21 protein-coding genes are annotated in these 22,857 nt (G+C 65.6%); 12 read left to right on the top strand and 9 right to left on the bottom strand.

Annotated features, from left to right (window positions below; translation table 11 throughout):
• Positions 1-47: 47 nt before the first annotated feature.
• Complete coding sequence (locus H5T73_07725; protein ID MBC7247652.1) at positions 48-1,265, bottom strand: saccharopine dehydrogenase NADP-binding domain-containing protein; 1,218 nt, start codon at positions 1,263-1,265, stop codon at positions 48-50.
• A 34-nt stretch (positions 1,266-1,299) separates the two neighbouring features.
• Positions 1,300-2,049, bottom strand: coding sequence for a TetR/AcrR family transcriptional regulator (locus H5T73_07720; protein ID MBC7247651.1), 750 nt, complete (start codon positions 2,047-2,049; stop codon positions 1,300-1,302).
• A 413-nt stretch (positions 2,050-2,462) separates the two neighbouring features.
• Between H5T73_07720 and H5T73_07715 the strand changes: the two genes are divergently transcribed.
• Positions 2,463-3,134: a diphthine--ammonia ligase gene (locus H5T73_07715; protein ID MBC7247650.1), complete on the top strand. Its 672-nt coding sequence runs from the start codon at positions 2,463-2,465 to the stop codon at positions 3,132-3,134.
• 12 nt (positions 3,135-3,146) lie between these two features.
• Here the strand turns inward: H5T73_07715 and H5T73_07710 are convergent, their stop codons facing one another.
• Both H5T73_07710 and H5T73_07705 read right to left on the bottom strand, forming a co-directional pair.
• A complete protein-coding gene (locus H5T73_07710) occupies positions 3,147-3,833 on the bottom strand; it encodes a flavodoxin family protein (protein MBC7247649.1) in 687 nt (228 codons plus the stop codon).
• Positions 3,830-6,214, bottom strand: coding sequence for a PAS domain-containing protein (locus H5T73_07705; protein ID MBC7247648.1), 2,385 nt, complete (start codon positions 6,212-6,214; stop codon positions 3,830-3,832). Before H5T73_07705 ends, H5T73_07710 begins: the two co-directional genes overlap by 4 nt.
• Before the next feature lie 363 nt (positions 6,215-6,577).
• Between H5T73_07705 and H5T73_07700 the strand changes: the two genes are divergently transcribed.
• The 8 genes from H5T73_07700 (at position 6,578) to H5T73_07665 (ending at position 15,646) form a co-directional block, all read left to right on the top strand.
• The gene (locus H5T73_07700) at positions 6,578-7,732 is read left to right on the top strand and encodes an iron-containing alcohol dehydrogenase (GenBank protein MBC7247647.1); all 1,155 of its coding nucleotides are present in this window, start codon (positions 6,578-6,580) and stop codon (positions 7,730-7,732) included.
• A gap of 50 nt (positions 7,733-7,782) precedes the next feature.
• Positions 7,783-7,944 carry a hypothetical protein gene (locus H5T73_07695; protein ID MBC7247646.1) on the top strand — a complete coding sequence of 54 codons (162 nt, stop codon included), beginning with the start codon at positions 7,783-7,785 and terminating at the stop codon, positions 7,942-7,944.
• A gap of 240 nt (positions 7,945-8,184) precedes the next feature.
• Positions 8,185-8,406 carry a 4Fe-4S binding protein gene (locus H5T73_07690; protein MBC7247645.1) on the top strand — a complete coding sequence of 74 codons (222 nt, stop codon included), beginning with the start codon at positions 8,185-8,187 and terminating at the stop codon, positions 8,404-8,406.
• A 170-nt stretch (positions 8,407-8,576) separates the two neighbouring features.
• Entirely contained in the window at positions 8,577-9,008 is a 432-nt protein-coding gene (locus H5T73_07685; protein MBC7247644.1) for a hypothetical protein, read from the top strand.
• A gap of 535 nt (positions 9,009-9,543) precedes the next feature.
• Positions 9,544-11,133, top strand: a complete 1,590-nt coding sequence (locus H5T73_07680) for an AMP-binding protein (protein ID MBC7247643.1) — start codon at positions 9,544-9,546, stop codon at positions 11,131-11,133.
• Positions 11,134-11,145: 12 nt separating this feature from the next.
• Entirely contained in the window at positions 11,146-12,663 is a 1,518-nt protein-coding gene (gene glpK / locus H5T73_07675; GenBank protein MBC7247642.1) for a glycerol kinase GlpK, read from the top strand.
• Between the two features lie 179 nt (positions 12,664-12,842).
• A complete protein-coding gene (locus tag H5T73_07670) occupies positions 12,843-13,592 on the top strand; it encodes an alpha/beta fold hydrolase (GenBank protein ID MBC7247641.1) in 750 nt (249 codons plus the stop codon).
• 383 nt (positions 13,593-13,975) lie between these two features.
• On the top strand, positions 13,976-15,646 hold the full coding sequence (locus H5T73_07665; GenBank protein ID MBC7247640.1) for an IPT/TIG domain-containing protein: 1,671 nt from the start codon (positions 13,976-13,978) through the stop codon (positions 15,644-15,646).
• 336 nt (positions 15,647-15,982) lie between these two features.
• On the opposite strand, the gene heR is transcribed toward H5T73_07665, so the two are convergent.
• From heR to H5T73_07650, 3 genes are all read right to left on the bottom strand, one after another.
• Positions 15,983-16,792 (bottom strand): heliorhodopsin HeR, encoded by an 810-nt coding sequence (gene heR, locus H5T73_07660; GenBank protein MBC7247639.1) that lies wholly within the window; start codon positions 16,790-16,792, stop codon positions 15,983-15,985.
• Between the two features lie 386 nt (positions 16,793-17,178).
• The gene (locus H5T73_07655) at positions 17,179-17,715 is read right to left on the bottom strand and encodes a helix-turn-helix transcriptional regulator (GenBank protein MBC7247638.1); all 537 of its coding nucleotides are present in this window, start codon (positions 17,713-17,715) and stop codon (positions 17,179-17,181) included.
• A 303-nt stretch (positions 17,716-18,018) separates the two neighbouring features.
• Positions 18,019-18,174, bottom strand: a complete 156-nt coding sequence (locus H5T73_07650; GenBank protein MBC7247637.1) for a hypothetical protein — start codon at positions 18,172-18,174, stop codon at positions 18,019-18,021.
• 449 nt (positions 18,175-18,623) lie between these two features.
• Between H5T73_07650 and H5T73_07645 the strand changes: the two genes are divergently transcribed.
• From H5T73_07645 to H5T73_07635, 3 genes are all read left to right on the top strand, one after another.
• Positions 18,624-18,926 carry a DUF3343 domain-containing protein gene (locus tag H5T73_07645; protein MBC7247636.1) on the top strand — a complete coding sequence of 101 codons (303 nt, stop codon included), beginning with the start codon at positions 18,624-18,626 and terminating at the stop codon, positions 18,924-18,926.
• 242 nt (positions 18,927-19,168) lie between these two features.
• Entirely contained in the window at positions 19,169-20,455 is a 1,287-nt protein-coding gene (locus H5T73_07640) for a 2-hydroxyacyl-CoA dehydratase (protein MBC7247635.1), read from the top strand.
• 252 nt (positions 20,456-20,707) lie between these two features.
• The gene (locus H5T73_07635; protein ID MBC7247634.1) at positions 20,708-21,457 is read left to right on the top strand and encodes a 3-hydroxyacyl-ACP dehydratase; all 750 of its coding nucleotides are present in this window, start codon (positions 20,708-20,710) and stop codon (positions 21,455-21,457) included.
• A gap of 68 nt (positions 21,458-21,525) precedes the next feature.
• Here H5T73_07635 and H5T73_07630 read toward each other — a convergent pair whose 3' ends face one another.
• Both H5T73_07630 and H5T73_07625 read right to left on the bottom strand, forming a co-directional pair.
• The gene (locus H5T73_07630; protein ID MBC7247633.1) at positions 21,526-21,906 is read right to left on the bottom strand and encodes a metallopeptidase family protein; all 381 of its coding nucleotides are present in this window, start codon (positions 21,904-21,906) and stop codon (positions 21,526-21,528) included.
• Positions 21,907-21,932: 26 nt separating this feature from the next.
• Entirely contained in the window at positions 21,933-22,691 is a 759-nt protein-coding gene (locus tag H5T73_07625) for a hypothetical protein (GenBank protein MBC7247632.1), read from the bottom strand.
• Positions 22,692-22,857: the final 166 nt, after the last annotated feature.

The raw sequence follows: 22,857 nt of genomic DNA, 5'->3' as shown, positions 1-22,857 counted from the left end.
GCACCTCCCTCCCCTTACATGGCATTATTTTCCATGTCAAGTGATCCCTATAACTTGAAGTCCATGGCCTCCACGTTGCCGTCCTTGTCCACGTGCTCGATGAAGATGGGGGCCCGCTCCCCCTTGCCGGAGGACTTGATGACCTCACCGGCCAGCTTGATCATGTCCATGGGCTCCACCCCGGCCTCGGGCGGGAAGACGCCCTTCAGGGTTATCTTTCCCTGTCCCATGACGATGGCCCCCAGCGCGGCGGGGATGCCCGTCCCCTCGCCCATGCCCATGCCGCTCGAGGACATCTGGAAGATATAGGTATGCGGTTCGCCGTCCTTCACGCCCTTCACCACGATCTTCAGGCAACCCCGCGGGGAATCTATCCCCGCCTCCCTGAGCAGCCCGTCGCGCCGGGAGATGACGAAGGCCACGGCGAACTCGCGGGGCACGACCTTCTGCCCCTGCACCTCGATGGGCTCGTCGGAGGTCAGTCCCAGCCTGACCATGTCCTTGATTAGGTTGGCGTACGAGACGGGGATGACCAGCCCCAGGTTGGTGACCCTCTTCACGCCCTTGATGTACTTGGGGAGGGTTATGGTCTCCGGGTGGGGGTAGGCGTAGACGGGGTAGGTGCCCACGTCGCGGAAGTCGGTCTCCTCCTCCAGGGCCCTGCCGCTCTCCTCGAAGAGGCGCACCGTCCTGTACTCACCGTCCAGGAACATGGGGATATCTATTTCCATGGAATGGAAGCGATGCTTGATGACCGCGGGGCCCTCCACCGGCTCCCCGCCGTGGGCGTGGTAGATGTCCACGGAATCCACCTGGTCCAGCAGGGTCTGCGCCGTGAACTTCACCAGCAGGTTGGCCATGCCGGGGGAGCTCCCCATGCCTATGAGGGCGGAGATGCCGGCCTTCTTCGCCTCCTCGTCCATGGCGAGCATCTCCTCGGTGGCGTCCATGTCGTCGCAGATATCCACGTAGTCAACGCCCGCCTCGATGGCGGCCCGCAGTATGGGCGGACCGTAACGGTAGAAGGGACCGATGCAGTTGAGCACGAGGTCGCAGCCGGCCATGAGCTCCTTGAGGTCGGCGGCATCGTCCGCGTTCACGCCCCGCGCCGACACCCTGCCGCCCAGCTCCGCCGCCAGCTTCCGCGCCGCCTCTTCCTCGCGGTCCGCGATGACGATCTCGTCGAAGTAATCGCCCGCCGCAAGGTACTTCGCCGCGGTGCTCCCCACCGCTCCGCAACCTCCAAGGATCAAAAGCCTTGCCATATCGCCACCTCCCGTCACTCTTCCCTGCCCACCGTCACTCGTCCATGTGCGCTTTTCCGCCGGAGCCAGGACCCTGCCCGGAAAGGGAAACGCTTCCGAGGTAAGGCCGCACGGCGGAGACCAGCGAGAGGACCATCTCCATGGCCTTGCGCAGGTCGAAGGCCTCGGGGTCCTCCAGCCACTGTATCTCCATCCCCTCCACCAGCCCCAGCAGCATGCAGGTCAGGTAGTAGGGGTCTCCGGCAGGCAGTAAACCTTCATCGATTCCCTGGCTGACGATGCGCTGCAACTCCCGCTTGGTCTCCTCGTTGTTGCGGCGCAGCCTTTCCACGTACTCGGGCGAGAAGGTCTCCAGTTCCTCCGCCCGCATCTTCCAGGAGAGCTTGGTGTACTCGCGGTTGCGGTAATGCAGCTCTACCATCTCCCTCCCCAGCCACCCAAGCTTCTCGAGGGCATCGCCTTCCATGTCCGCCGCGCGCCTCACCAGGGCGACGAACTCCCTGTGCGAATCCTCGACGAGGTCGAAGTAGAGCTCTTCCTTGGATTTCCAGTACCAGTAGAGGGTCCCCTTACCGAAGCCAGCTTCCAGGGCGACCTCCGACATGGTGGTCTTGTGGTAACCCCTGGAGGAAAAGAGCCTGAGGGCCGCCTCCTTGAAAGCCCGCTCCCGCTCGTCCTTGGCGGGGTTCCTGCGCAGGCCCAGCGATTTGGCCCCGGGCAGCCTGCCGTCGCTCGTCTCCGGCCGCGGTTTCCTTCGTGCCGGCGTCCCCCTGCTGGCCTCCATGAGCTCCCTTTCCCTGCTTCCACCGTTTCCGTTTTCCCGGCTACCAACTTTAGACCAACCGGTCAGTCTTAACTATATTTTACCCCGGCCTCGTTCCCGGGTCAAGCAACATGAAGGCATGCGGATTGTCCATGCACCCTCCCTCTCCCCCCTTTTTTCAACCTTGTCCCACTTCATCTTCGGTTATTTCGGGATGTATGATCCATACACCCTCCCTCTCCCCCCTCTCAACCTGCCCTTGGGCATCCGGTATAATCGGTCATGGTCTACCGCGTGAGCGGTCGCGCGACGCTCGCGGCCACGCGAGGGCCTTGAGGCGCCGGCCAGGGTGCCGGCGGAGGCTCCGGGAAGGAACCGGAGGTATCCGTTGGAGGTATCCATGGACAGAAAAGCGAGGGCAACCGGTGAGGCACATGGAGTCAGACACGGGTAACGGGCCCGCCTTCGTTTCCTGGAGCGGCGGCAAGGACTCCTGCCTGGCACTGCACCGTGCGGTCGCGGCCGGGCGACCGGTCCTCGCCCTCTTCTGCATGCTCCACGAGGGAGGCGCTTTTTCCCGCTCCCACGGGGTCTCGCGGGAGGCCCTCGCCGCACAGGCGGAGGCCCTGGAGCTTCCCATCCGCTTCGGCAGCGCCACCTGGGAAGGATACGAGGCGGCGTTCAAGGAGGAGGTGGGGCGCATGCGCGGGCATGGCGTGTCCGCCGGGGTCTTCGGCGACATCGACCTCGCCGAGCACCGCGTCTGGGTGGAGAGGGTGTGCGGGGAACTGGGCATCGAGCCGCTACTGCCCCTCTGGGGGCAGGAGCGCCGCGGGCTGGTGACGGAGTTCGTGAACCTCGGCTACCGGGCCGTCATCATTTCCGTTCGCATGGAATATCTTTCCAGGGACTGGCTGGGGAGGGTGCTGGACCTCTCCGCCCTGCGCGATCTGGAGGCCGCGGGCGTCGATCCATCCGGCGAGGGGGGCGAGTTCCACACCTTCGTCTTTTCCGGCCCCCTCTTCGCCCATCCCGTGGATTTCGCGACGGGCGGCGTCGTGGAGCGCGACGGCCACCTGCAGCTCGAGATCATGCCGGCCTGCTGAGCGGGCCAGTCGTCAGCGGGAAGCGCCCAGCGCCTCCCTGCCCGCCTTGAGCAGCCGCGCCAGCTCCACCGCCCGGGAGACGGTGGAGGCTGCGCTGGCCATCCCCAGCTCGTCATGCAGGACCAGCAGCCTGTCCCCACCCTCCCTCTTCCCGCTCCCTTCCAGGCTGGAGAAGGCCGAGCCGCCCTGCAGACCGAGGTCGGGGGCGGCGATGACCATGTTCACGGCGTAGAAGAACTGGTTGACGGAGAGCAGGGCCATCTCCAGGCCGGCCATGCGGAACCAGGCCACGGCCAGGGATCCGCCGACCTTGTTGCGCAGCATCCCCGCGGTCTCGTTGCCGTGCACGTAAACGCGCATGCGGTCTATGAAGGCGGCCAGGTACCCGGAGAGGCGGCCGAAATAGACCGGGGTGGCCAGGATGAGGGCGTCACACTCCTCCACCCTGGGGTAGACGGCGGCCAGGTCGTCGTCGCGGGAGCACCTGCGCCCGCCGCCCTGCTTGCGCAGGCACCAGTTGCAGTGCGCGCAGTCCTCCACGCGCAGCTCCGCCAGGCTGAGCAGCTCCCACTCCACGCCGGGAACGTCTTCCTGCGCGCGCAGGGAGGCGCGCAACAATTCCTCCACGTTCCCGCCCTTCACGGGGCTTCCGCTTATGCCCAGGACCTTAACCCGTGGGTATTCAGGCGCATCTTTCATCTCACATCGCGCAAGAAAGGCAGGAGGCGCAACCTTATGTAGGCGGTGGTCCCCTCGCCCCCCTTTCCCTTCAGGGTGAGCTCGCCGCCCATGGCCTTGACGAAATCCCTGCATACCACGAGGCTCTTGGCCCGCCTCCCGCGACCCTCTCCGCCCCCGCCCTCCTGCATGACCTGCCTCACCACCTCCGGCGGGATGCCCGGGCCCTGATCCTCCACGCGCAGGAGGACCTCGTCGCCCCAGCGCTCCGCCCCCAGGATCACCGGGGAACCCCGCGGGGAGAACTTCAGGGCGTTGTCCAGCAGGCACATGAGGGCCTCCCTCAGCATCTTCTTATCGGTATGGACGAGGGGGATGTCCTCGTCCAGCTCGAGGAAGATGTTGCTTCCCGGTCTTCTCCTGGAATAATATTCCTTGAGGTCCACGAGCAGTGCGCCGAGGTCGATGCCGCGGGCCGAGGGGACCGCCCTGTCGGGCGCTTCCTGCGACCACAGCGGCAGGGCGTCCACCGCTTCCTCGTGACCCTTCAGGCGGCGCGCTATCTCGAAGTAGTCGTGCTCCTCGCGTGCGGCCTCGAGATCCCGCGCCTCCGCGAGGGCGCCCGCGGCTCCGGTGCCCGCGGGCTCGGCAACATCCTCCCGGGGATCTTGGGGTGCCGCCGTCCCGGTCCCCGGTGCGCCGCCGCCACCCGCCTCCTTCTCCTCCTCTTCCCTGGAAATTCTTTCCTGGAGGGAAGCAAGGACGCCTGCCGCCGTCTCCCCCATGGAGGCAAGGGAATGCTCGCCGACCCCCGCCGTCTTCTCCGCATCGCAGTCCGCCAGGACGAAGAATCCCGCGACCCCTTCCCCCCCGCGCAGCGGGATCACCGTGAGGGAACGCCACCTCCTCTCCCGCAGGACGGGGACGAGCGCGTCCGGTTTCTCCACGCAGGATATGACCTCGTCCCATCCCTCGCGGGGCACTCCTCCCCGTACGGTGACGGTAAGCACGCGCAGCCCCTGGCATACACGCGCGTAGCCCGGGCGCAACCCCAGCGCCCGCAGGACCCCCCGCTCCTCCCCGGAGAGGTTGCGCCAGGCCCGCAGGGACGCGCTCCCCTCCTCTACCAGGAAGGCGGCGGAGGAGGTGCAGGCGAGCTCCTCCTCCAGGAGCGCGAGGCAGCCCTCCAGGAAATCGTCCACCCCCGTGCTGCGCACCGCCGCCCCGAGAATCCTCTCCCTGCGGCGCGATTCCTCGAGGAGTCCCTCCATGGCCGTGACCGCGGAGTCCTCCCCGGTCACCTCCCTGACGAGGAGCATGAACTCCCGCTTCCTTCCCCGCGCCTCGCGGGCGGGCTTTCCCTGCAGGGAGAGGACCCTGACCTCCTTCCTCTCCCCTATTCTCAACTCGACGCCTTCCACCCTCTCGCCCGCGACCACGCGCTGCAGCAGGGCGGCCACCTCTTCCCTGGCCGCGGCGGGGAAAAGGTCGGGCAGCGGGGTGCCTATGGCCCTGTCCCTCGTGGTGCGGAGCAACTCCTCCGCGGAGTGGCTGATCAGGGTGACGCGGAGGTCGGGCGTGAAGCATACCAGCGCCGCCTCGGCATCCTCGAGGAGGCTCCAGACCCGCTTCAGCTCGCCATCGCGCTCCCTGTTTATCCTGGCCTCGGCGGTGCATTCCCTCCCCAGCCCCAGCAGCAGGGCTTCCTCCCCCTCGCCCAGGAAACTCACCGTCACGGCGACGAAGGAGGTGGAGCCGTCCTCGCGGCTGAACTCGAGCTCTCCCCTCCAGGGAGCCGCGTGCACCGCCTCCGGCAGGTAATCCAGCGCCTTCTTCGCCTTCTCCCTGGCAAGGAAGAACGAGAGCGGGCGCCCCAGGAGATCCTCCTCCCCGTGGCCCACCGCATCGCACATGGCCTGGTTGACGTAGACGCATACGGACTCCCGGTCGAGAAGGAAAGCCGGCTCGGGCAGGCCGTCCAGGAACTCCCGGATGTCGCCCTTCACCGCCTTTACGGGCGGCGGCGCTCCCTCCGCCGCGACGGGCTCGCGCTTCTCCGGAACGTATCTCGGGCCCGGGGTGGTGATGGTGACCAGGCTTCCCGTCGCGCCCAGGGCCTCGAGGGGGTAGGGCGCTATGGAGATGTTAAGGCGCATGAGGCGTTTTCCCACCTTGTAGGCCAGCGCGTAATCCTCCACCCCGCGTCCCCGCCGTGTCTTGGCCAGCAGCTCCTTCAACGCCGCGTGGAGGGATGGATTAGCCTGCTGCAGCGGGACCTTGCGCACCTGCTCGAGGGGTTTCTCCAGGAAGACCTCGGCGTCGCGGTTCCCCTCCAGTATGCGTTCCTCTCCATCGAGGAGAAGGGAGGCGTGGAGGGCTGACCCGCCTTCCCTTTCCTTCATCGCGCCTGCTCCTTTCCTGATCCGCGGCGGAACGTAGGCGTCTCCTCGCTTCAACCTGCCCCTGCTCCACGTAGACGGCATCCCTTCCGTCCGCGGAACACGGGGAAAGCCGGTGACCGGGGCTTCGCATAAAATATTCGAGGGGCGCGCGGCGTGAACCTTCCCCACGGCGCCCCGGCGGCCGCGGTCTCCCGCGCCACCCCCGGCGGGGTGCACGGGCGCGACGCCGGGAGCCCCGTGCCCTCTCCCCGCGCAGCCCCGGTTGGCGTCCCCCCGAGCACCCTCGCGGGCCGCAGCGAGCCGCCTAAACTTATGCCCTGCGCAAGTCGATAAATTCCCACATCGGCAGGAGGTGATGGAGGCATGGTCCTGACCTTCCGCTTTCCGGTGCAGGTGGTCTTCGGGGAGGGCTCCCTGCCGGAGATACGCCACTTCGTGAAGAGCTTCGGGAAGCACGCCCTGCTGGTGACGGGGGGCGGTCCCACCTCGCAACTTCCCGCGGTACAGATCTTGCAGGACATGCTCGGCGCGGAAGGTATCGCGGTGACCTTCTTCCCGGAGGTGGAAAGCGATCCCGGGGTGGAAACGGTGGAGCGGGGAGTGGCCGTGGCCCGCGAAAACGGGTGCGACTTCGTCATCGGCTTGGGGGGCGGCAGCCCCATGGACGCGGCGAAGGTCATAGCCGCCAGGCTCAACAACGAGGGCGACGTCAGCTCCTGGGAGGGCACGGGACGCATACCGCGGCGCGGCAAGCCGCTCATCTGCATCCCCACCACCGCGGGCACGGGAAGCGAGGTCACCTGGGTTGCGGTGATCACGGGTGGGAAGCGACGCCAGAAGATGTCCCTGGTAAGCCAGTACCTCTACCCCTTGCTGGCGGTGATCGATCCCGAGCTCACCTACTCCATGACCCCGGAGCTGACGGCGGCCACCGGCATGGACGCGCTCACCCATGCGGTGGAATCATACGTCGCCAGGAGGTCTTGGGAAGCGACGCGGGCGCTCTCCCTGCAGGCGGTGCGGCTCATCTTCGCCCACCTGGAGCGGGCCTGCCAGGACGGGAGCGACCGCGAGGCCAGGCACGGCATGTCCCTGGCCGCTTTCCTCGCCGGCATGGCCTTCACCACCTCGGGCCTGGGGTTGTCCCATGCCCTGGCTCACGCCCTGGGCTCCCATTTCGGAATCCCCCACGGCAAGGCGAACGCGCTGCTCCTTCCCCACGTCATGCGCTTCAACCTGGAGAGCTGTCCGGAGCTCTACCGGGAGCTGGCCATGGCGATGGGCATGGACGTGGGCGGCCTTTCCGCCCCGCGAGCCGCGGAAAAGGCGGTGGAGGCGGTGGAGGGCCTGCTCTCCCTGCTCCCCCTGCCGAAGAGCCTCTCCGAAACGGGAGTGCCGCCGTCAAGCGTGGAAGCGCTCTCCGCCGAGGCCTTCCTGAACACGCGCCTGCGCTCCTCCAATCCCAGGGACACCGTTCTCGAGGACCTGGTGGGGGTGCTGCGCCAGGCCTTCACCTAGCGGAGAGAGTGCGGAAAGAGAGAGTGCGAAAAGGATCTGAGGGTTGGGTCGTGAAAGAAGCAGTTGCAAGAAGGCGGTGCAAGAAGCCAAGGGAGGAAGCCAGGGGAAAGTTGAGAAATATCCTTGACCTACCGCCCGGCGGTGGTTTAAAAAATCTCCTTGACGGACCGCCATGCGATGGTAAAATGGAGCAGCTCCCGAGAAAAGCCTGATACTGCCTATGCCGCGGAGATCCCCGCAATCTCGCTTATCCTCGGGAGCTGGTTTCCTCAGCAAACATTCGATTTTCAACTGTATATAAGCATACCACATTTTCACCGCAAATAAACCTCGCGCCCTTTTACCACATGGGCCCACGGGAAAGGCGCGCGAGAGGCGCGGTATGACCTGGATCATCGCGGGCGCGAGACATCTCCCGTTAATATACCCCTAAGGGTATGGAGGTGAGGTGCATGCGCACGAAGATGCCCTGGATAGACAGGGAAAGATGCGACATAGCGGAGAGATGCGAGGAGTGCAAGGCGGCTCGCCTCTGTCCCCATGGGGCCTTCCAGGTCATAAAGGCGGAGCGGGGTTCCGGAGATACCTGTCGCGTAGGCATCGACTTCGAGAAGTGCCGCCTGTGCGGCAACTGCTCCCACGCCTGCGACCTCGGAGCGGTGAGGATGGTGTAAGGCGGGCGAAAGGGCCACCGCAGAAAGACCCGAGAAGATATGGCCGGCGCGGAGGGCGGAAAGGTGACGAGGGCTGGGAACGAACTGCCGGGACCGGCAGCGGCACGTGGCCGGCAGCGGCACGTGACCGGCATGGTAAGCGAAAGGAACGGGAAGGAGGCAGGAAGGATATGGCACAGTTGGACAGGGAATTTTTCAAGAAATACCATCGCGCTGTAGTGAAATCCGTCTCCGGTGAGCTGGAGAAGGTGAAGTCCCGCATCGGTTCTGTGTGGGCGGGAGATTTCAAGGCACGCGCGGGGGGCGTCTTGCGGGGCGAGGATTTCAACCGCGCTTTCGAGGATTACCTGCGGAACGACCTCCGCTTCAGCGAAAGCGTGAGCGTGCACGGGAATGACGGGGAACTCTCCATAGAGGTCAAGGGATGCCACATCTGCCACGGCAACGAGGAGCTCCGCCGCGAAGGTGGGCCTACCCTGTGCCCCATCGTGCCCACCGGGCTCTTCTCCCTCTCGCGCGTGGCGGGGGAAAAGGCCACGCTGCGCGAGGTGCGCAAGAACGGCGTGGTGGGGGACTGCGAGATATGTTACAAGCTATCTTAGCCGTTGAAGGTCTTCGTATTAGCGCCTACACATCACAGCACGGCGTGAAACGAGAACCTGGCCCGGAAGAGAGTCGAAGACAGGGATGGCGAACGGGAGGAGGTGTGCACATGAAGCGCTTCATGGTCCCGCGCGTGGCCCATTGCTCCGAGGGCTGCTGACGACGGCCCCCGTCCCGTACCACGGGGCGCGGGGCGTACGGGCGCAAAACAGGAACGGAAACCGGCCGCCGCTGCGGCAAACGGTTCTACCGGGGGGAGGCGGAACGCCTCCCCCCGATCCCTCTCCCGATACACGCTTCCGCTATACAGCCCCGGTCGACCTCCCCGGGGCGACATGCCGGCGCATCCCCCGTCGCCCCTGCGCGCGCCGCATACCCGCCCGACGCCGACCGGGAGTGCCGGCCTTCGCCCCGCAGCCCTTTCATGATAGTATCGTTAATCAGGATGGAGAGCGGAGAAAGGACAGTGAGCGGAGGAGGCGTCGCGTCTCCGCCCTGCCACGGAAAGCGACTGCAAGGGGAGGAATCGATGCCATGAGAAAAACGCTATGGGACCACCTGCCGCCGAAGCAATACCTGGCGGCCCAGGAGCAGCACCTGGTGCGCTACATCCACGAGCTGGTGTACCCGTTCAGCCCCTATTACCGCGAACTCTTCGATTACAATCGCATCAAGCCCGGGGTGATCAGGACCCTGCGCGATCTCTCCTGCATCCCCTTCACCACCAAGGCGGACATCGCACCCCTCCCCGAGAACCCGGAAATACCCTTCAACCTCGTGCTGCAGCCCGACCTCCAGAAGATGAGCCCCCGCGGGACCGTGCGGCTGAAGCACCGCCTGATGCGCATCACGCAGGGCAAGAGAGCCTACGGTGAATACCTGGACAGGGAATTCCTGCCCGTGCACTATCATTTCACCGTGGGCCGCACCGCCCTTCCCACTCCCATCCTCTATACCCGTTACGACCTGCGGCGCATGCGTGAGGCGGGCAGGAGGATCTTCGAGCTCGCCGGCCTCAGCCGCGAGGACATGGTGGTGAACGCCTTCCCCTTCGCGCCCCACCTCGCCTTCTGGATGACCTACTACGCAGCCGAGGAGGTGGGCATCCCCGCCCTGCACACGGGCGGAGGGCGCATCCTGGGCACGCAGCGCATCCTGGACGCCCTGGAGCGGCTGCGGGCCACGGTGCTCACGGCCACCCCCAGCTACGCCTATCACCTCCTGCGCCTGGCGGCGCGCGAGGGACGCGACCTCTCCCGCCTGCAAACCCTGGTCCTGGGAGGCGACCGCCTCCCCGAGGGCCTGAAGGGCAAGATGCTCGAGCTGCTTGAGAAGCTGGGGGCGGAAAGGCCGGCGGTGATCTCCACCTACGGGTTCACAGAGGGCCGCATCGCCTGGAGCGAGTGCCGCGAGGCCGCGCTTTCCCGCGAGGAGAGCTCCGGCTACCATCTTTTTCCAGACATGGAGGTCATCGAGATAATCGATCCCGATAGCGGCGTGAGGCTCGGCGACGGCGAGGACGGCGAGATCGTCTACACCAGCCTGGAATGGAGGGGAAGCGTCCTCCTCCGCTTCCGCACGGGCGACCTGGTGAAAGGGGGCATAAGGCATGACCCCTGCCCCTACTGCGGCCGTTCCCTGCCGCGGCTGGGACTGGAGATCAACCGTTCCTCCGATTACAAGGAGTTCGAGCTGACCAAGCTGAAGGGCACCCTGGTGGACCTCAACGCGTTCTATCCCCTTCTCTCCGGGCACAAGGACGTCCTTGAATGGCAGCTGGAGATACGCAAGCACAACGACGACCCCTACGACCTGGACGAGCTCTACCTGCACATCGCCCCCGCCGAGGGAATTTCCAAGAAATACCTGGAAAGGGAGCTATACGAACTGCTGCAACGCGAGGTGGAGGTCGCTCCCACCCGCATCGTCTTCCACAGCCTGCAGCGCCTGCTGCAGAGGCTCGGGCTGGAGACCAAGGGGCGCGAGAAGCGCTTCCTGGACCTGCGGCCGCAAGCAGGCCGGGAGGGCGGGGAGGGTGAAGCCCGCGTGGAGGGCGCCCGGGAACGGGAACCGGACGCCGACCAGATCACGCTGGCGGTGGAGGAAGGTGAGGGCGAGGAGTAGGACGGAGCCGCCATGATCGTTCTGGCCATCGACCAGGGGACCACCGGGACCAAGTGCATGTGCTTCGACCGCGACCAGAAGCCCCTTTCCAGCTCCTCCCTCGAGTTCACGCAGCACTTCCCCCGCCCCGGGTGGGTGGAGCACGACGCCGAGGAGATCTGGGAATGCACGCGTGAGGCGGCGCGGCGGGCGCTGCGGGAGGCCGGCGCCGCGCCGCGGGACGTGGCCGCCGTCGGCATCACCAACCAGAGGGAGACCACCGTCATCTGGGAGCGCGAGACGGGAAAGCCGGTGCGCAGGGCTATAGTCTGGCAGTGTAGGCGCAGCGCCGACATCTGCCGCCGTTTCCGGGAGAAGGGCCTGGGCGACACCTTCCACCGCAAGACGGGCCTGGTCCTCGATCCCTACTTCTCGGGGAGCAAGCTGACCTGGGTCATGGAGAACGAGCCCGACGTCGCGCGCCGCGCGGAGGCCGGGGAACTGTGCTTCGGTACCATCGATTCCTGGCTGCTCTTCCGTCTCACCGGGGGGCGCGTACATGCCACCGACGTCTCCAACGCCAGCCGCACCCTGCTCTTCAACATCCACGACCTCGCCTGGGACGAGGAACTGGCGCGGGCGTGCGGCGTGCCCGCCTCCATGCTGCCCGAGGTGAGGGGATCGAGCGGCGTCTTCGGGGAGACGGACCCGGACGCCTTCCTGGGCATCGGTGCCCCGGTGGCGGGCATCGCCGGGGACCAGCAGGCGGCCCTCTTCGGCCAGGCGTGCTTCCGCCCCGGCATGACCAAGAACACCTACGGCACGGGGAGTTTCGTGCTCATGAACATCGGAGGCGAGCCGCGCCTCTCCGGGAAGGGAATGCTGACCACCGTGGCCTGGAGCATCGGAGGGGAGGTGACCTACGCCCTGGAGGGCTCCATCTTCATCACCGGCGCGGCGGTGAACTGGCTGCGCGACGGGCTGGGCATCATCTCCGAGGTCTCCGAGGTGGACGAGTTGGCCGCCTCCGTGGAGGACACGGGCGGCGTGTACTTCGTCCCCGCCTTCGTGGGCCTGGGCGCGCCCTACTGGGACCCCCGGGCACGGGCCCTGCTCATCGGCATGACCCGCGGCACCGGCCGCGCGCACGTGGCGCGCGCGGTGATAGAGTCCATGGCCCTGCAGACGGCGGACGTGGTGGAGGCCATGGCGGAAGAGACGGGGGTCACCCTCAAGGAACTGCGGGTGGACGGCGGCGCCAGCGTCATGGACATGCTCCTGCAGTACCAGGCCGACCTCCTGGGGGTTCCCGTGCGCCGCCCCGTCGTCTCCGAGACGACCTCGCTGGGCGCCGCGCTGCTGGCCGGGCTGGCGGTGGGGATATGGAAAGACCTGGAAGAGATAGAGGAGCGCTGGCGGGTGGACCGCGAGGCGCTTCCCGACCCCGCCGCGGCGGAAAGGGTGCGCGCCATGCGGCGCGACTGGAAGCGCGCGGTGGAGCGCAGCCTGGGCTGGGCGCTGGAGGAAGGGGTCGAGGGAGAAAGCTGCTGAGGGTGCGTCCCGGCCCGCAATTTCCCTTCTCCCTCAGCCGCGGGGTTCACCGGCCATCGCGCTTCCGCTCATGATCTTCCAAATAACGGCAACGCGGGGCGGGAACACGCACGGGAAGGTCTTCCCGGCCTCAGCGGAAAAGGTAGCCGCTTCCGGCGGGGAACAGGAAGGAGGTCGTCATGGCGGAGGAAGTTTGGGAGGACGCGCGACCGTTCTTCTTCGAAGGAGGGAAGACGGGGGTGCTGGTGGTGCATGGCTTCACGGGCTGCACCCAGAGCATGCGACCCCTGGGGGAGGGACTGGCCGAGGCGGGGTTCACCGTTGCGGGTCCCCGCCTTCCCGGGCACGGCACCTCCGTGGAGGACATGGGCCGCCGCACATGGGAGGAATGGACCGGCGAGGCCGAGAAGGCCCTGCGGGACCTCAAGGGCCGCTGCGAGAAGGTCTTCGTCACCGGGCTCTCCATGGGGGGGACCATAACCTGCTGGCTGGGCGAGAAATACGCGGCGGAGGTGGCCGGCCTCATGCCCATCAACGCGGCGGTGGCCAGGCTCAATCCCCTGCTGCCCCTGACCCCGGTAGCCAAGTATTTCCTGAAAACCATCCCCGGGGTGGGGAGCGACATCAAGGACCCCTCGGTGAAGGAATCGTGTTACGACAAGGTGCCCGTGCGCGCCGCCGCCGAGCTCTACGAGCTCATGAGGATCACCAGGCGCGACCTGCCGCGCATCACCGCCCCCATACTGATCTTCACCTCCCGGGAGGACCACGTGGTGCCGCCTACCAACGGCCCCTACCTGCTGGAGCACGTGAGCTCCACGGACAAGGAGCTGGTGTGGCTGGAGAACTCCTACCACGTGGCCACCCTGGATCACGACAGGGAGCTCATCATCAGGCGTTGCGTGGAGTTTATCAGGCGCCTCTCCTGAGGGCGGGCGCGACGCCCTGCGCCCGGGAGCGGGGAAGCGCGGCAATATGCATGTACGGGGCCGGGGAAACGGCAATCATTCCCGGCGATGCGTGAGCGCCCGGTCATCCGCAAGCCATAGAGCGTGCCCTGTCCCCGTGCCGGGGGGTGCGCTTCCGCCAGCGACGCGCCTTCCCCGGGGAGATCGCCGCGTCGTCGCTTACGCGCCCACTCACAAAGACCTTATGATGCACTTAATAACCTGAGCGTTGATAACATCACTTCACGCGTGCTATTATCTACTAGATCTTCGGATGGTCCCGGTAGCACATGGGGGTGAGAACATGAGACTTCTCAGGCTGTTTTCCGTGTTTCTTCTCCTCTGCCTGCTGGCCTCCCTCGCCCTTGCCGCCCCCGACCGCCGCGGGGGCGCTTTCGCGGGACGGCGAACGGAACGGGTGGCAGGAACAGGAATCGGGAACCGAGGAGGACCTGCGCTCCGTTTCCGCCGTCGATCACAATACCGCCTGGGCGGTGGGAGCCGCAGGTACCGTCCTGCGCACCACCGACGGCGGTACCACCTGGAAGACGCTGGACGCGGGAGTCACCTCGCAGCTCAACGCCGTCTCGGCGGTGAGCGTCGATGAAGCCTGGGTGGGGGGCGAGGGGGGTAACCTCCTGCACACCGAGGACGGCGGCAAAACCTGGGAAGCGGCGATGATCCCCGAGAGCTCAACCGTGCACGACATCGCCGCCCTCGACGATAAGACCTGCTGGGTGGCGGGCGCCACGGGCGTCGGGTCGGGCGGTTTCATCATGAAGACCGCGGACGACGGCGGTACCTGGGAGCACCAGGTCTCTGGCCACGCGTACGCCATATTCTCCATTTCCGCCGTGGATGACCTTACAGCATGGGCGGCGGGCGGCGAAAGTCCCTTCCAGGGCAACGCCGGAGTGGTCCTCAGGACCACCGACGGCGGCAAAAACTGGGCACCCGCCGGACCCGCGGACAAGAACTGGTTGTGCATCGCCGCCTGCGACGGGCAGAATGCCATGGCCTGGGGCGTCTTCAGGGTCTACGACGGTTTTCCGCCCATGTTCGCCCCGTGCTGCATGAAGACCGCCGACGGGGGGTCAAGCTGGCAGAACCCCAATCTCTTCTACACCCTCGAATGCAGCATGACGGCGTATCCCGGCGGCGCCATCATGTTCGACGCAAATGACATCTGGATGGTGGGCGGAAACGCAAACCCCAACGTAAAGATCGCCCGCACCGAAAACGGGGGCCTGAGCTGGTGCCAGCAGCAAACCATCCCGACCGACGTGGTCATGCTCGACATAAGCGCCGTTGACGGGGACATCGCCTGGGCGGTGGGGACCTCCGGGACCATCCTGCATACCACCAGCGGGGGCTACCTGGGGGAGGATCCGGTCCTGGACACCCTGTCGCCCGATACGGGCAGGGACGGGGAGACGGTGACCCTGACCGGCAGCGGTTTCGGCACCTCGTCCGCGCACGGCTTCGTGACCTTCGGACTCCTGCGCGCCGGCATCGTCTCCTGGTCCGAAAACGAGATCGTGTGCGCAGCCCCCGCGATCGGCAGCCCCTTCGCCCAAGTGTCCGTCTACGTCACCACGCCGGGCGGGACCTCCGACCCCCTCGTCTTCACTTACAAGAACATCGCCCTCAGCGTCGAGAGCATCTACCCGACGAGAGGCTACCAGTTCAACCCGTTCCATAACGTGACCGTCACGGGGACCGGGTTTCTCCCAGGGGCCAGGGTGATGCTGGTGAAGGGCTCCACGGTGATCAATGCTTCCAACGTGAACGTTATGACGCAGGAACGGATCCACTGCACCCTCAACCTCATGGGTGCGGCCCCCGGCCTCTACGACGTTGTTGTATCGAACCCGGACGGAACGGAGAGCTGGCTCAATGGCGGGTTCACCGTGGTGTCACCCTGCGGGTCGGGAAGCGGGACGGCCCTGCTCATGCTGGGCATCTCGCTGGGGATCCTCTCCCTGGCGGGCTCGCGCCGCCTGCGCAGGCCGAAGGGTCGGCGCGGTAGGGATTGAGAACGGGCTGGCAAGGGCACCTTCGGGAGGGACGCGGCGCGTCCCTCCCTTAATTAGCACCTCGATTCGTGCCATGCCCACGCACGCAGAGGAGAGCGGTGGTGTTTCCGCGCCTTGCCTCGCGCGCGGCCCGCTGTCCTCCTCACCAGTGCGATAACCCTCCCGCGGAGAAAAGGCCGGCGCGGGGATGGTATGCGCGGCCGGGCACGCTGACGCCCGAGCAGCTCCGCGCAAAGGCGATCGGCGGCTCCGCGGCGGAAAAGGGTGTGGGGCCGTCCCTTCGCCGACCGGGTCCCTGGCGGGTGAACTCATCACGCCGCCTTAACCCTGCGCCCGTCACGACCCGCGCAGAGTGCCGCCGAAGACCTGCCAGGCCAGGGCGGACTTGGCCAGCAGGCTGAGCAGGATGTAGACCTTCTCGCCGAAGAGATAATCCCGCCACTTACCCACCTTCCTGTACTGCAGGACCATGTTGACGGCGAAGCAGTTGAAGAAGACGAAGAGGATGGGGAGGATGAAATAGACGAAGGTAGGCACCCCGGCTTCCGGGCGGGACACCGCGGAGAAGAAGTAGAGGGCGATCACCACCCAGGGGATGATCCCCGCCAGGCAGCCGAAGTAGAAGGAAGTCCAGTTGGTCTTCTCGGTGCTCTGGTTGTGCAGCTCCATCATCCACCCGAAGAGGATCATCATCATGTTCATGAAGAAGAGGAGGATTAGGGTGCTCAGGTCGTAGACGCCGGAGAGCATGGCGATGATCACGATCATGAGCGAGGCGCTGAAAGAATATTCCACCCAGCGGGCGTAGTTTGCCCCCTTCTTCAGGTTGCGCACGTACCACTCGTAGATGCGCGGCAGGGTGAGCAGGAAATGAGCCAGGGCGCTCATGAAGAGGAAGGCGGCCACCAGGGGCCCGATCCTCAGGTGGCCCACCACGCTGGGCATGCTCGGCCCGCTGAAATCCGCCGGGTCGGCCTTTAGGTAGTTGGTGGTCACCGGCAGCGAGAAATCGTTGCTAAGGGCGAGCATGAGCAAACCCTGCACGAGGTGGAAAACGGCCATCACCCCGTTGTAGATACGGAGCTTCCTGTAAGGTTCCTCCGCTGCTCCCGCACCGGTGCTCTCGGCGACTATCTCCTCCGCCATCTCTGCCTCCTCTCCCCTGAACGATACGGTTGTTTCCTATTTTTGCCTTCTCCCGCCGGCACTAAACATGCCGCGGATCAAGGGGCGCGCGGAAACTGCCGCGACCCCCGTGTACGGGACGACTGGTGGTGCGGGGGCGCGTTTTCCGAGCGGCGTGACCGCCCGCGCGCGACGGATCCGCGACCCGGCAAGGGTATGGCCGGAACCGGCCTGTTCCGCGTGAAACGCGACCGTCGGCCGAGGCGCTTGGGTGCGATGGTCGGGCTGTATGGGGAATATCGGTGTGTGCCGGGTGGTGTAAGGGTGTGCCGGGTGATGCAGGAAGAGCGTCGAGATCAACCCTTGCGATCCGCGCGAGACAGGCGGTCACTCCGAAGGAACACGCATCATACGCTCGGGGGAGTCATGACCATGAGCAGGCATCCCTCCCCGTCCGTGAGGTTCTCCCAATTGTGCGGCAGCTCGCCCTGGAAATAGACGCAATCCCCCTCCCTGAGGTGGTGAGCAGTATCGCCGAGCTCGAAGCGGAATTCGCCCTTGAGCACCATGGCGAACTCCTCACCTCCGTGCTCTATACGATCCTTGTATTTGGCGCGCGCCTGGAAGGTGCCCAGCAGGCTTTCCATGGCGATGCCGGGCTCGTCTACGAGCAGTTCCAGGGTCACTTCGCCGGGGCTGTCGACTCTCTTCCTGTCCTCCCTGCGAAAGGTAATTTTCCTCCCGGCCGCATCCGAAAAGATGTCCGCGAGGGTCACCCCGTAATACTGCAGCAGCTTCAGGAGATTCTTGACGGTGATGCTGCTCTTGCCCGTCTCCAGCCTGCTCAAGAAGGAGACGGAGAAACCGGTGGCCTCGGAGACCTTGCGGATGGAAAGCTTCCTGGCGTTCCTCACTTCACGCAGCCTGGCACCGATCTCCTCCATGACGCGCTCCTTTTATTCCCCTTTTCAGTCCCTGGAAAGTGGGCCGGTTTCTTGTAAGGGCGCAGTCCTCTCTCCCGCAAGCTTTATATTATCCTGATACATGCCCTGCATATGATGCAAGCGCCATCCCATCCGGCCGTGACGCCCGCTTCCTCAACATCCCTCGTGATTTTCCCTATCCTGTAAATGCGTTGCTGTTTTTCGCAACGATGTTCATCGTACGTAAAAACGCAGCCCAAAAGGCGCGCGGCGCTTCCCCTGCGCCACCGCGCCCGGCTCACCCTTTTCTCCAGATGCCGCCGCTCAGGCCGCCACGAGCGGCAAGCCCAGCGCCAGGCGCTCGATCTCCTCTTCGCTCAGGAAGGGGAGCGCGGCTACCTCCGCCTCGCCTTCCTCTTCCTCGAGAAAGGGAAGCCCCAGGTACCATCTCTCGATATCCCGGTCGCTCAACAATTTCATCACCGTTCCTATATAAGAAAACTTTATCCTTCTCTATAGTATGATAGTGAAACATCGTTGTCAATGATAACAACCTTTCTTTTATATCTTTTCACTGGCAGAAACGGCATCCCTTCGCTGTCCCACGCATACCGGCAGAGCAAGAGCGGCGAATTGGAGGTTAAAGGCCCGCGTGCTCAGGAAACCATGAGACAAACCGCTTCTCACGGAAGGTGGCCTCCGCGGCGTCACCGGCAGAATGGCGTCACGGGCGGAGATCTCCGGGTCCTATGCCGGCGGGCGGCGATGCCGTCCCGCGTTTCCGTCAAGAGAAAACGCGCAATGCGTTTGATCGCCTGCAATCACGTACGGCGGCGTGTGATCCCGCACGAGGCCCCGAATTGCCTCCGCGAGGGTTGTGCGTTATTATCCTTCATTAAGGTAATCGATAGATTAAATAAATATACCTTATGAATGATTTTAACTGTTACGTGGTGCTCTTCCACTCTACACACCATGCCCTGAGCGCCGAGAAGGTGCTCAAACACATGGGCATCGGGTATGCGGTCATAAACACACCGCGCGAGTTCAGCGTCGATTGCGGCATCTCCCTGCGCATAAATCCCGCCGACGCCGCCGGAATACGGGAGGCCCTCGAGGCGGCGGGAGTAGCGGTTGCCGGGGTCGAGCCCTACCGCAGCCGCTGGGCGGGAGGAGCGGGAGGGGAGCCCGCCGGTGAACGGGAAGAGCGCGAGGACAAAGAGGTCGGGTGAACGGCTGCGGCCGTTTAACGGACGGCAGGGACCAGGCTCAAGGGCCCGGGCAGCGCGGCGGCTTGCGGCGAAAGGCCGGCACACGGAAAAGGTGAGCAAGCCGTAGCTTAAGGCGAGCAAACCATAGCGGTTGCACGGGCCGCTCCCGGGGTCCGGCCTGCAGCGAGCGGCCGGCACACCGAAAAGGCGCAAGGCCCCCTTATCGGTCAAGCAAGAACATGAACGGGAAAAGGAGGTAAGGAATGGCAGACTACCGTGAGATGTGGGAGAAGCTGGGCTTGGACCTCGCCGCCCACGACGGGCTCCTGGAGGTACTGCCGCCCCTTTACCAGGAATCCATCCTGGGCCAGGAGAACCGCCCCGAGGGGATGCAGTACTTCGACTTCGTCTTCTCGGAGGTGCACGGCCTGCGCATCAAGGAGCTCGTGGACCACCGCGCGGCCGGGGGCATCGTGGTGGGCACCTTCTGCACCTACGTGCCCGAGGAACTGATCCTCGCCGCGGGTGGCGTCTGCGTGGGCCTCTGTGCCGGGGCGCAGGTGGCGGAGGAAGCGGCGGAGCAGTACCTCCCGCGCAACCTCTGCGCCCTCATCAAGTCCTCCCTGGGCTTCAAGCTGGCCAAGGTATGCCCGTACATAGAATCCTGCGACCTGCTGGTGGGCGAGACCACCTGCGACGGCAAGAAGAAATACTACGAGATACTCGACCAGTTCCAGCCGGTGCATACCATGGAGCTGCCGCAGCGCAAGGACGAGGCAGACCGCCGCCTCTGGCGCGAGGAGGTCCGGAGGCTGGCGGCGCGCCTAGAGGAGGTCGCGGGTAAAAAGATCGACGAGGAGTCGCTGCGTAACGCAGCGCGCGTGATCAACGAAAAGCGCAAGGCCCTGCTGCGCCTCGCCGAGCTGCGCAAGTGCGACCCGCCGGTGATCTCCGGCAGGGACGCGCTCCTCATCAACCAGATCGCCTTCTACGACGACCCGGTGCGCCTGGCGGAGAAGGTCAACGCCCTCTGCGACGAGCTGGAGGAGAGAAGGGACCAGGGCATCTCCATCGGCGGCTCTCACCGCCCGCGCATCCTCCTCTCCGGCTGCCCCATGGCCATCCCGAACTGGAAGGTGCCCACCATCATAGAGACCTCCGGGGGGCTGGTGGCCATGGACGAGATGTGCACCGGCATACGCTATTTCCGCCACCTCGTGGACGAGGCCGCCGCGGACCTGGAGGGGATGCTGGACGCCATCGCGGACCGCTACCTCGAGATAGACTGCGCGGTCTTCACCCCCAACCGTGAGAGGCTGGAACACATCCGGGAGCTGGTGCGCGACTACGACATAGACGCCGTTATCTATTACGCGCTGCAGTTCTGCGATCCCTACACGGTGGAGGCCTTCCGCGTGCAGCAGGAGCTGGAGAAGGAACGCGTACCCTTCCTCTACCTGGAAACCGACTACAGCTCCGAGGACGTGGGGCAGCTCACCACCCGGGTGCAGGCGCTCATCGAGATGGTGGAGACGAAAAGGCCGGTATGAAATCGTTGCTCCCGGGGAGTGGCCCGCGCCCTCCCCGGGATCTTCTCCTCTAACCACGGGCGTCCGATCTCCAGGTTCGCGGGATTGCACGGGCAGGGCGGTTCGTATACATTGATGCCGTTAAGGGATATGCCGGAGTAAACCGCGGGGAAAGCGGTAACAGGTTCCCAGCGCATATTCCCGATGCATACACGGAAGCGACGTGGAAACTAAGGTTACCGGGAAACGGGTCACTACGCGCAGGAGGTGGGGATGGCCGTAGCCGGACTGGACATAGGATCGCGCACCATCGGCTTCGTTGCGATGGACGGCGGCGAGGTCCTCACAAGCGAGGTGGTTGACACCACCTTCGATCCCCTGGAGCAGTGCCGGCGCCTGCTGGCGCAACACGAGTACGACCTCCTGGTAGCCACCGGTTACGGCCGGCACCTGGCCCAGGCCAATTTCGCGGACAGGGTGATCACCGAGATCAAGGCCTTCGCCCTGGGTTGTTACCATATTTTTCCTGATGTGCGCACCATACTGGACATAGGTGGGCAGGACACCAAGGCCATCTCCGTGGGACCGGGCGGCAAGGTCGTGGACTTCCAGATGAACGACCGCTGCGCCGCGGGGACGGGGAAATTCCTCGAGGTCATGGCCGCCGCCCTGGGCCTGTCGCTCGAGGAGATGGGGAAGACCGCGCTGCAGGCGGAGGGAGAGGTGAAGATCTCCAGCATGTGCACCGTCTTCGCGGAATCGGAGGTCACCGGCCTCATCGCCCGCGGCACCCCGCGCCCCCTCATCGCCCGCGGCCTGCACGAGGCCATATGCGACCGCGCCTCCGCCCTGCTCAAGAGGGTGGGCGTGCAGCGGGAACTGGTTTTCGCCGGCGGGGTGGCCAACAACCCCTGCCTGCGTGCCCTGCTGGAAGAGAGGCTGGGCCTGCCGCTGCTGGTGCCCGAAAACCCGCAGCTGGTGGGGGCGCTGGGAGCGGCTCTCTCCGCCTTCGCCGACAACTGAACGGCAAAAACCAGGCGCCTTCCCCGCGGCACCTTTGCTCCCGGCCTTCTTACGGGCCGCAGGAAGGTTCAATACATGCCCAGCTCGCGCAGGCGCTCCTCCCCCATCCCGGCGCGGTGCCCCAGCTCGTGCAGGACCACGCGGCGGACCCTATCCCGCACGTCTTCCCCGGGCCGCAACGCGGCCAGGATGGGAAGCCGGTAGATCCTGATCACGTCGGGCGGGCGCGCGTAGCGCTCCCTGCCCCACTGCGTGTACGGCACCCCCACGTACAATCCCAGGAGCTGCATGGGGTGGTCCACGCCGGCCAGGCGGGCGTCCCGGGGCGAGGCGATGTCCTCGACCACCACGGCCAGGTTTTCCAGGAGTTTCCTGAAATCGGAGGGAAACCCTTCCAGGGCTTCCTCTACCAGTTCGCGAAAATCGTCGCGGCCGATATCTTCCCTCATGTCCGGGCCGGCTCAGGCCGGGGCCCTCACCTCCCCAGGGCCGCGTGCACCCTTCGCATGAACGGCGCGGGATCGTCCCGCTGCCAGGCGTTGCGTCCCAGCGCCACGCCCGCAGCTCCATCCTCCACGGCGCTTTTCACCGTGCCCAAGACCGCGTCTTCGTCCACGGCGTCCCCGCACTGTACCAGCACGGGGACCGGGCAGCCACGGATCGCCTCCACCAGGCTTCCCCCCTTGGCGGGATAGCGCAACTGCACCAGGTCCGCCCCCAGCTCGGCCGCCGCCCGCGCCGCCACGGCCAGGGCCTCCTCCTCGGAGAGGCCGGCGCTTCCCCGCAGGGCCACCATGGCCTCTATGAGCAGGGGCATTCCCCACCTGTCGCAGGCGTCGGCGACCGCCGACACGGCCTGTATGAACTCTCCCTCCAGCTCGTGGCCGAACTTCACGGCGGCCACCACGCCGTCCGCTCCCCAGCGCAGGGCCTCCTCAACCCCGGTGATGACGCGGTCCCTGAATTCACGAGCCCCCTCGAGCACGGTAAAGCCGCCGCTGATGCGCATGACCATGCCCACACGCGGGGGAATGGCCTCCCAGCCGTGCTTGAGCATGCCCCTGGTCAAAACAAGGGAATCCGGCGAGCCCTCCGCCACCGCCCGGATGGCGCGCAGCGGTTCCTCCAGGTAGGCCATGGAGCCGGCGACCGCCCCCTGGTCCATGGCCACCACGAGCGCCCTGCCGTCCTCACCCAGGATGCGACCCATCCGCAACTGCTTTCCCGTGGACATCTATCACACACCTCCAGGGAATCGACGCGAAGGCGCTGGTCCCGCCCCGGCGCAACCCCGCGGCTTCGCCCGCTTCTCACCCTTGACACAAGTACGATTCTAACCTTTTTTCGCAGCGCCGACGAGAAGGGCGGAGCCGGGAACGGGCTTCACGTGGCACCAGGGC

It is taken from the genome of Actinomycetota bacterium (assembly GCA_014360655.1).
GTDB lineage: Bacteria > Actinomycetota > Geothermincolia > Geothermincolales > RBG-13-55-18 > JACIXC01.
The sequence above is the reverse complement of the archived record's forward strand: the minus strand, read 5'-3'. Positions and strand labels throughout refer to the sequence as shown.

Excerpts from the sequence above, each read along its gene's own strand:
- H5T73_07725 (MBC7247652.1), bottom strand. The coding sequence starts at position 1,265 with ATGGCAAGGCTTTTGATCCTTGGAGGTTGCGGAGCGGTGGGGAGCACC.
- H5T73_07710 (MBC7247649.1), bottom strand. The coding sequence starts at position 3,833 with ATGAAAGATGCGCCTGAATACCCACGGGTTAAGGTCCTGGGCATAAGC.
- H5T73_07635 (MBC7247634.1), top strand. The coding sequence starts at position 20,708 with ATGGCCGTAGCCGGACTGGACATAGGATCGCGCACCATCGGCTTCGTT.
- H5T73_07655 (MBC7247638.1), bottom strand. The coding sequence starts at position 17,715 with ATGGAGGAGATCGGTGCCAGGCTGCGTGAAGTGAGGAACGCCAGGAAG.
- H5T73_07680 (MBC7247643.1), top strand. The coding sequence starts at position 9,544 with ATGAGAAAAACGCTATGGGACCACCTGCCGCCGAAGCAATACCTGGCG.
- H5T73_07650 (MBC7247637.1), bottom strand. The coding sequence starts at position 18,174 with ATGAAATTGTTGAGCGACCGGGATATCGAGAGATGGTACCTGGGGCTT.
- glpK (MBC7247642.1), top strand. The coding sequence starts at position 11,146 with ATGATCGTTCTGGCCATCGACCAGGGGACCACCGGGACCAAGTGCATG.
- H5T73_07625 (MBC7247632.1), bottom strand. The coding sequence starts at position 22,691 with ATGTCCACGGGAAAGCAGTTGCGGATGGGTCGCATCCTGGGTGAGGAC.
- H5T73_07640 (MBC7247635.1), top strand. The coding sequence starts at position 19,169 with ATGGCAGACTACCGTGAGATGTGGGAGAAGCTGGGCTTGGACCTCGCC.
- H5T73_07720 (MBC7247651.1), bottom strand. The coding sequence starts at position 2,049 with ATGGAGGCCAGCAGGGGGACGCCGGCACGAAGGAAACCGCGGCCGGAG.
- H5T73_07700 (MBC7247647.1), top strand. The coding sequence starts at position 6,578 with ATGGTCCTGACCTTCCGCTTTCCGGTGCAGGTGGTCTTCGGGGAGGGC.
- H5T73_07670 (MBC7247641.1), top strand. The coding sequence starts at position 12,843 with ATGGCGGAGGAAGTTTGGGAGGACGCGCGACCGTTCTTCTTCGAAGGA.
- H5T73_07630 (MBC7247633.1), bottom strand. The coding sequence starts at position 21,906 with ATGAGGGAAGATATCGGCCGCGACGATTTTCGCGAACTGGTAGAGGAA.
- H5T73_07685 (MBC7247644.1), top strand. The coding sequence starts at position 8,577 with ATGGCACAGTTGGACAGGGAATTTTTCAAGAAATACCATCGCGCTGTA.
- H5T73_07715 (MBC7247650.1), top strand. The coding sequence starts at position 2,463 with ATGGAGTCAGACACGGGTAACGGGCCCGCCTTCGTTTCCTGGAGCGGC.
- H5T73_07645 (MBC7247636.1), top strand. The coding sequence starts at position 18,624 with ATGAATGATTTTAACTGTTACGTGGTGCTCTTCCACTCTACACACCAT.
- H5T73_07705 (MBC7247648.1), bottom strand. The coding sequence starts at position 6,214 with ATGAAGGAAAGGGAAGGCGGGTCAGCCCTCCACGCCTCCCTTCTCCTC.
- H5T73_07690 (MBC7247645.1), top strand. The coding sequence starts at position 8,185 with ATGCGCACGAAGATGCCCTGGATAGACAGGGAAAGATGCGACATAGCG.
- heR (MBC7247639.1), bottom strand. The coding sequence starts at position 16,792 with ATGGCGGAGGAGATAGTCGCCGAGAGCACCGGTGCGGGAGCAGCGGAG.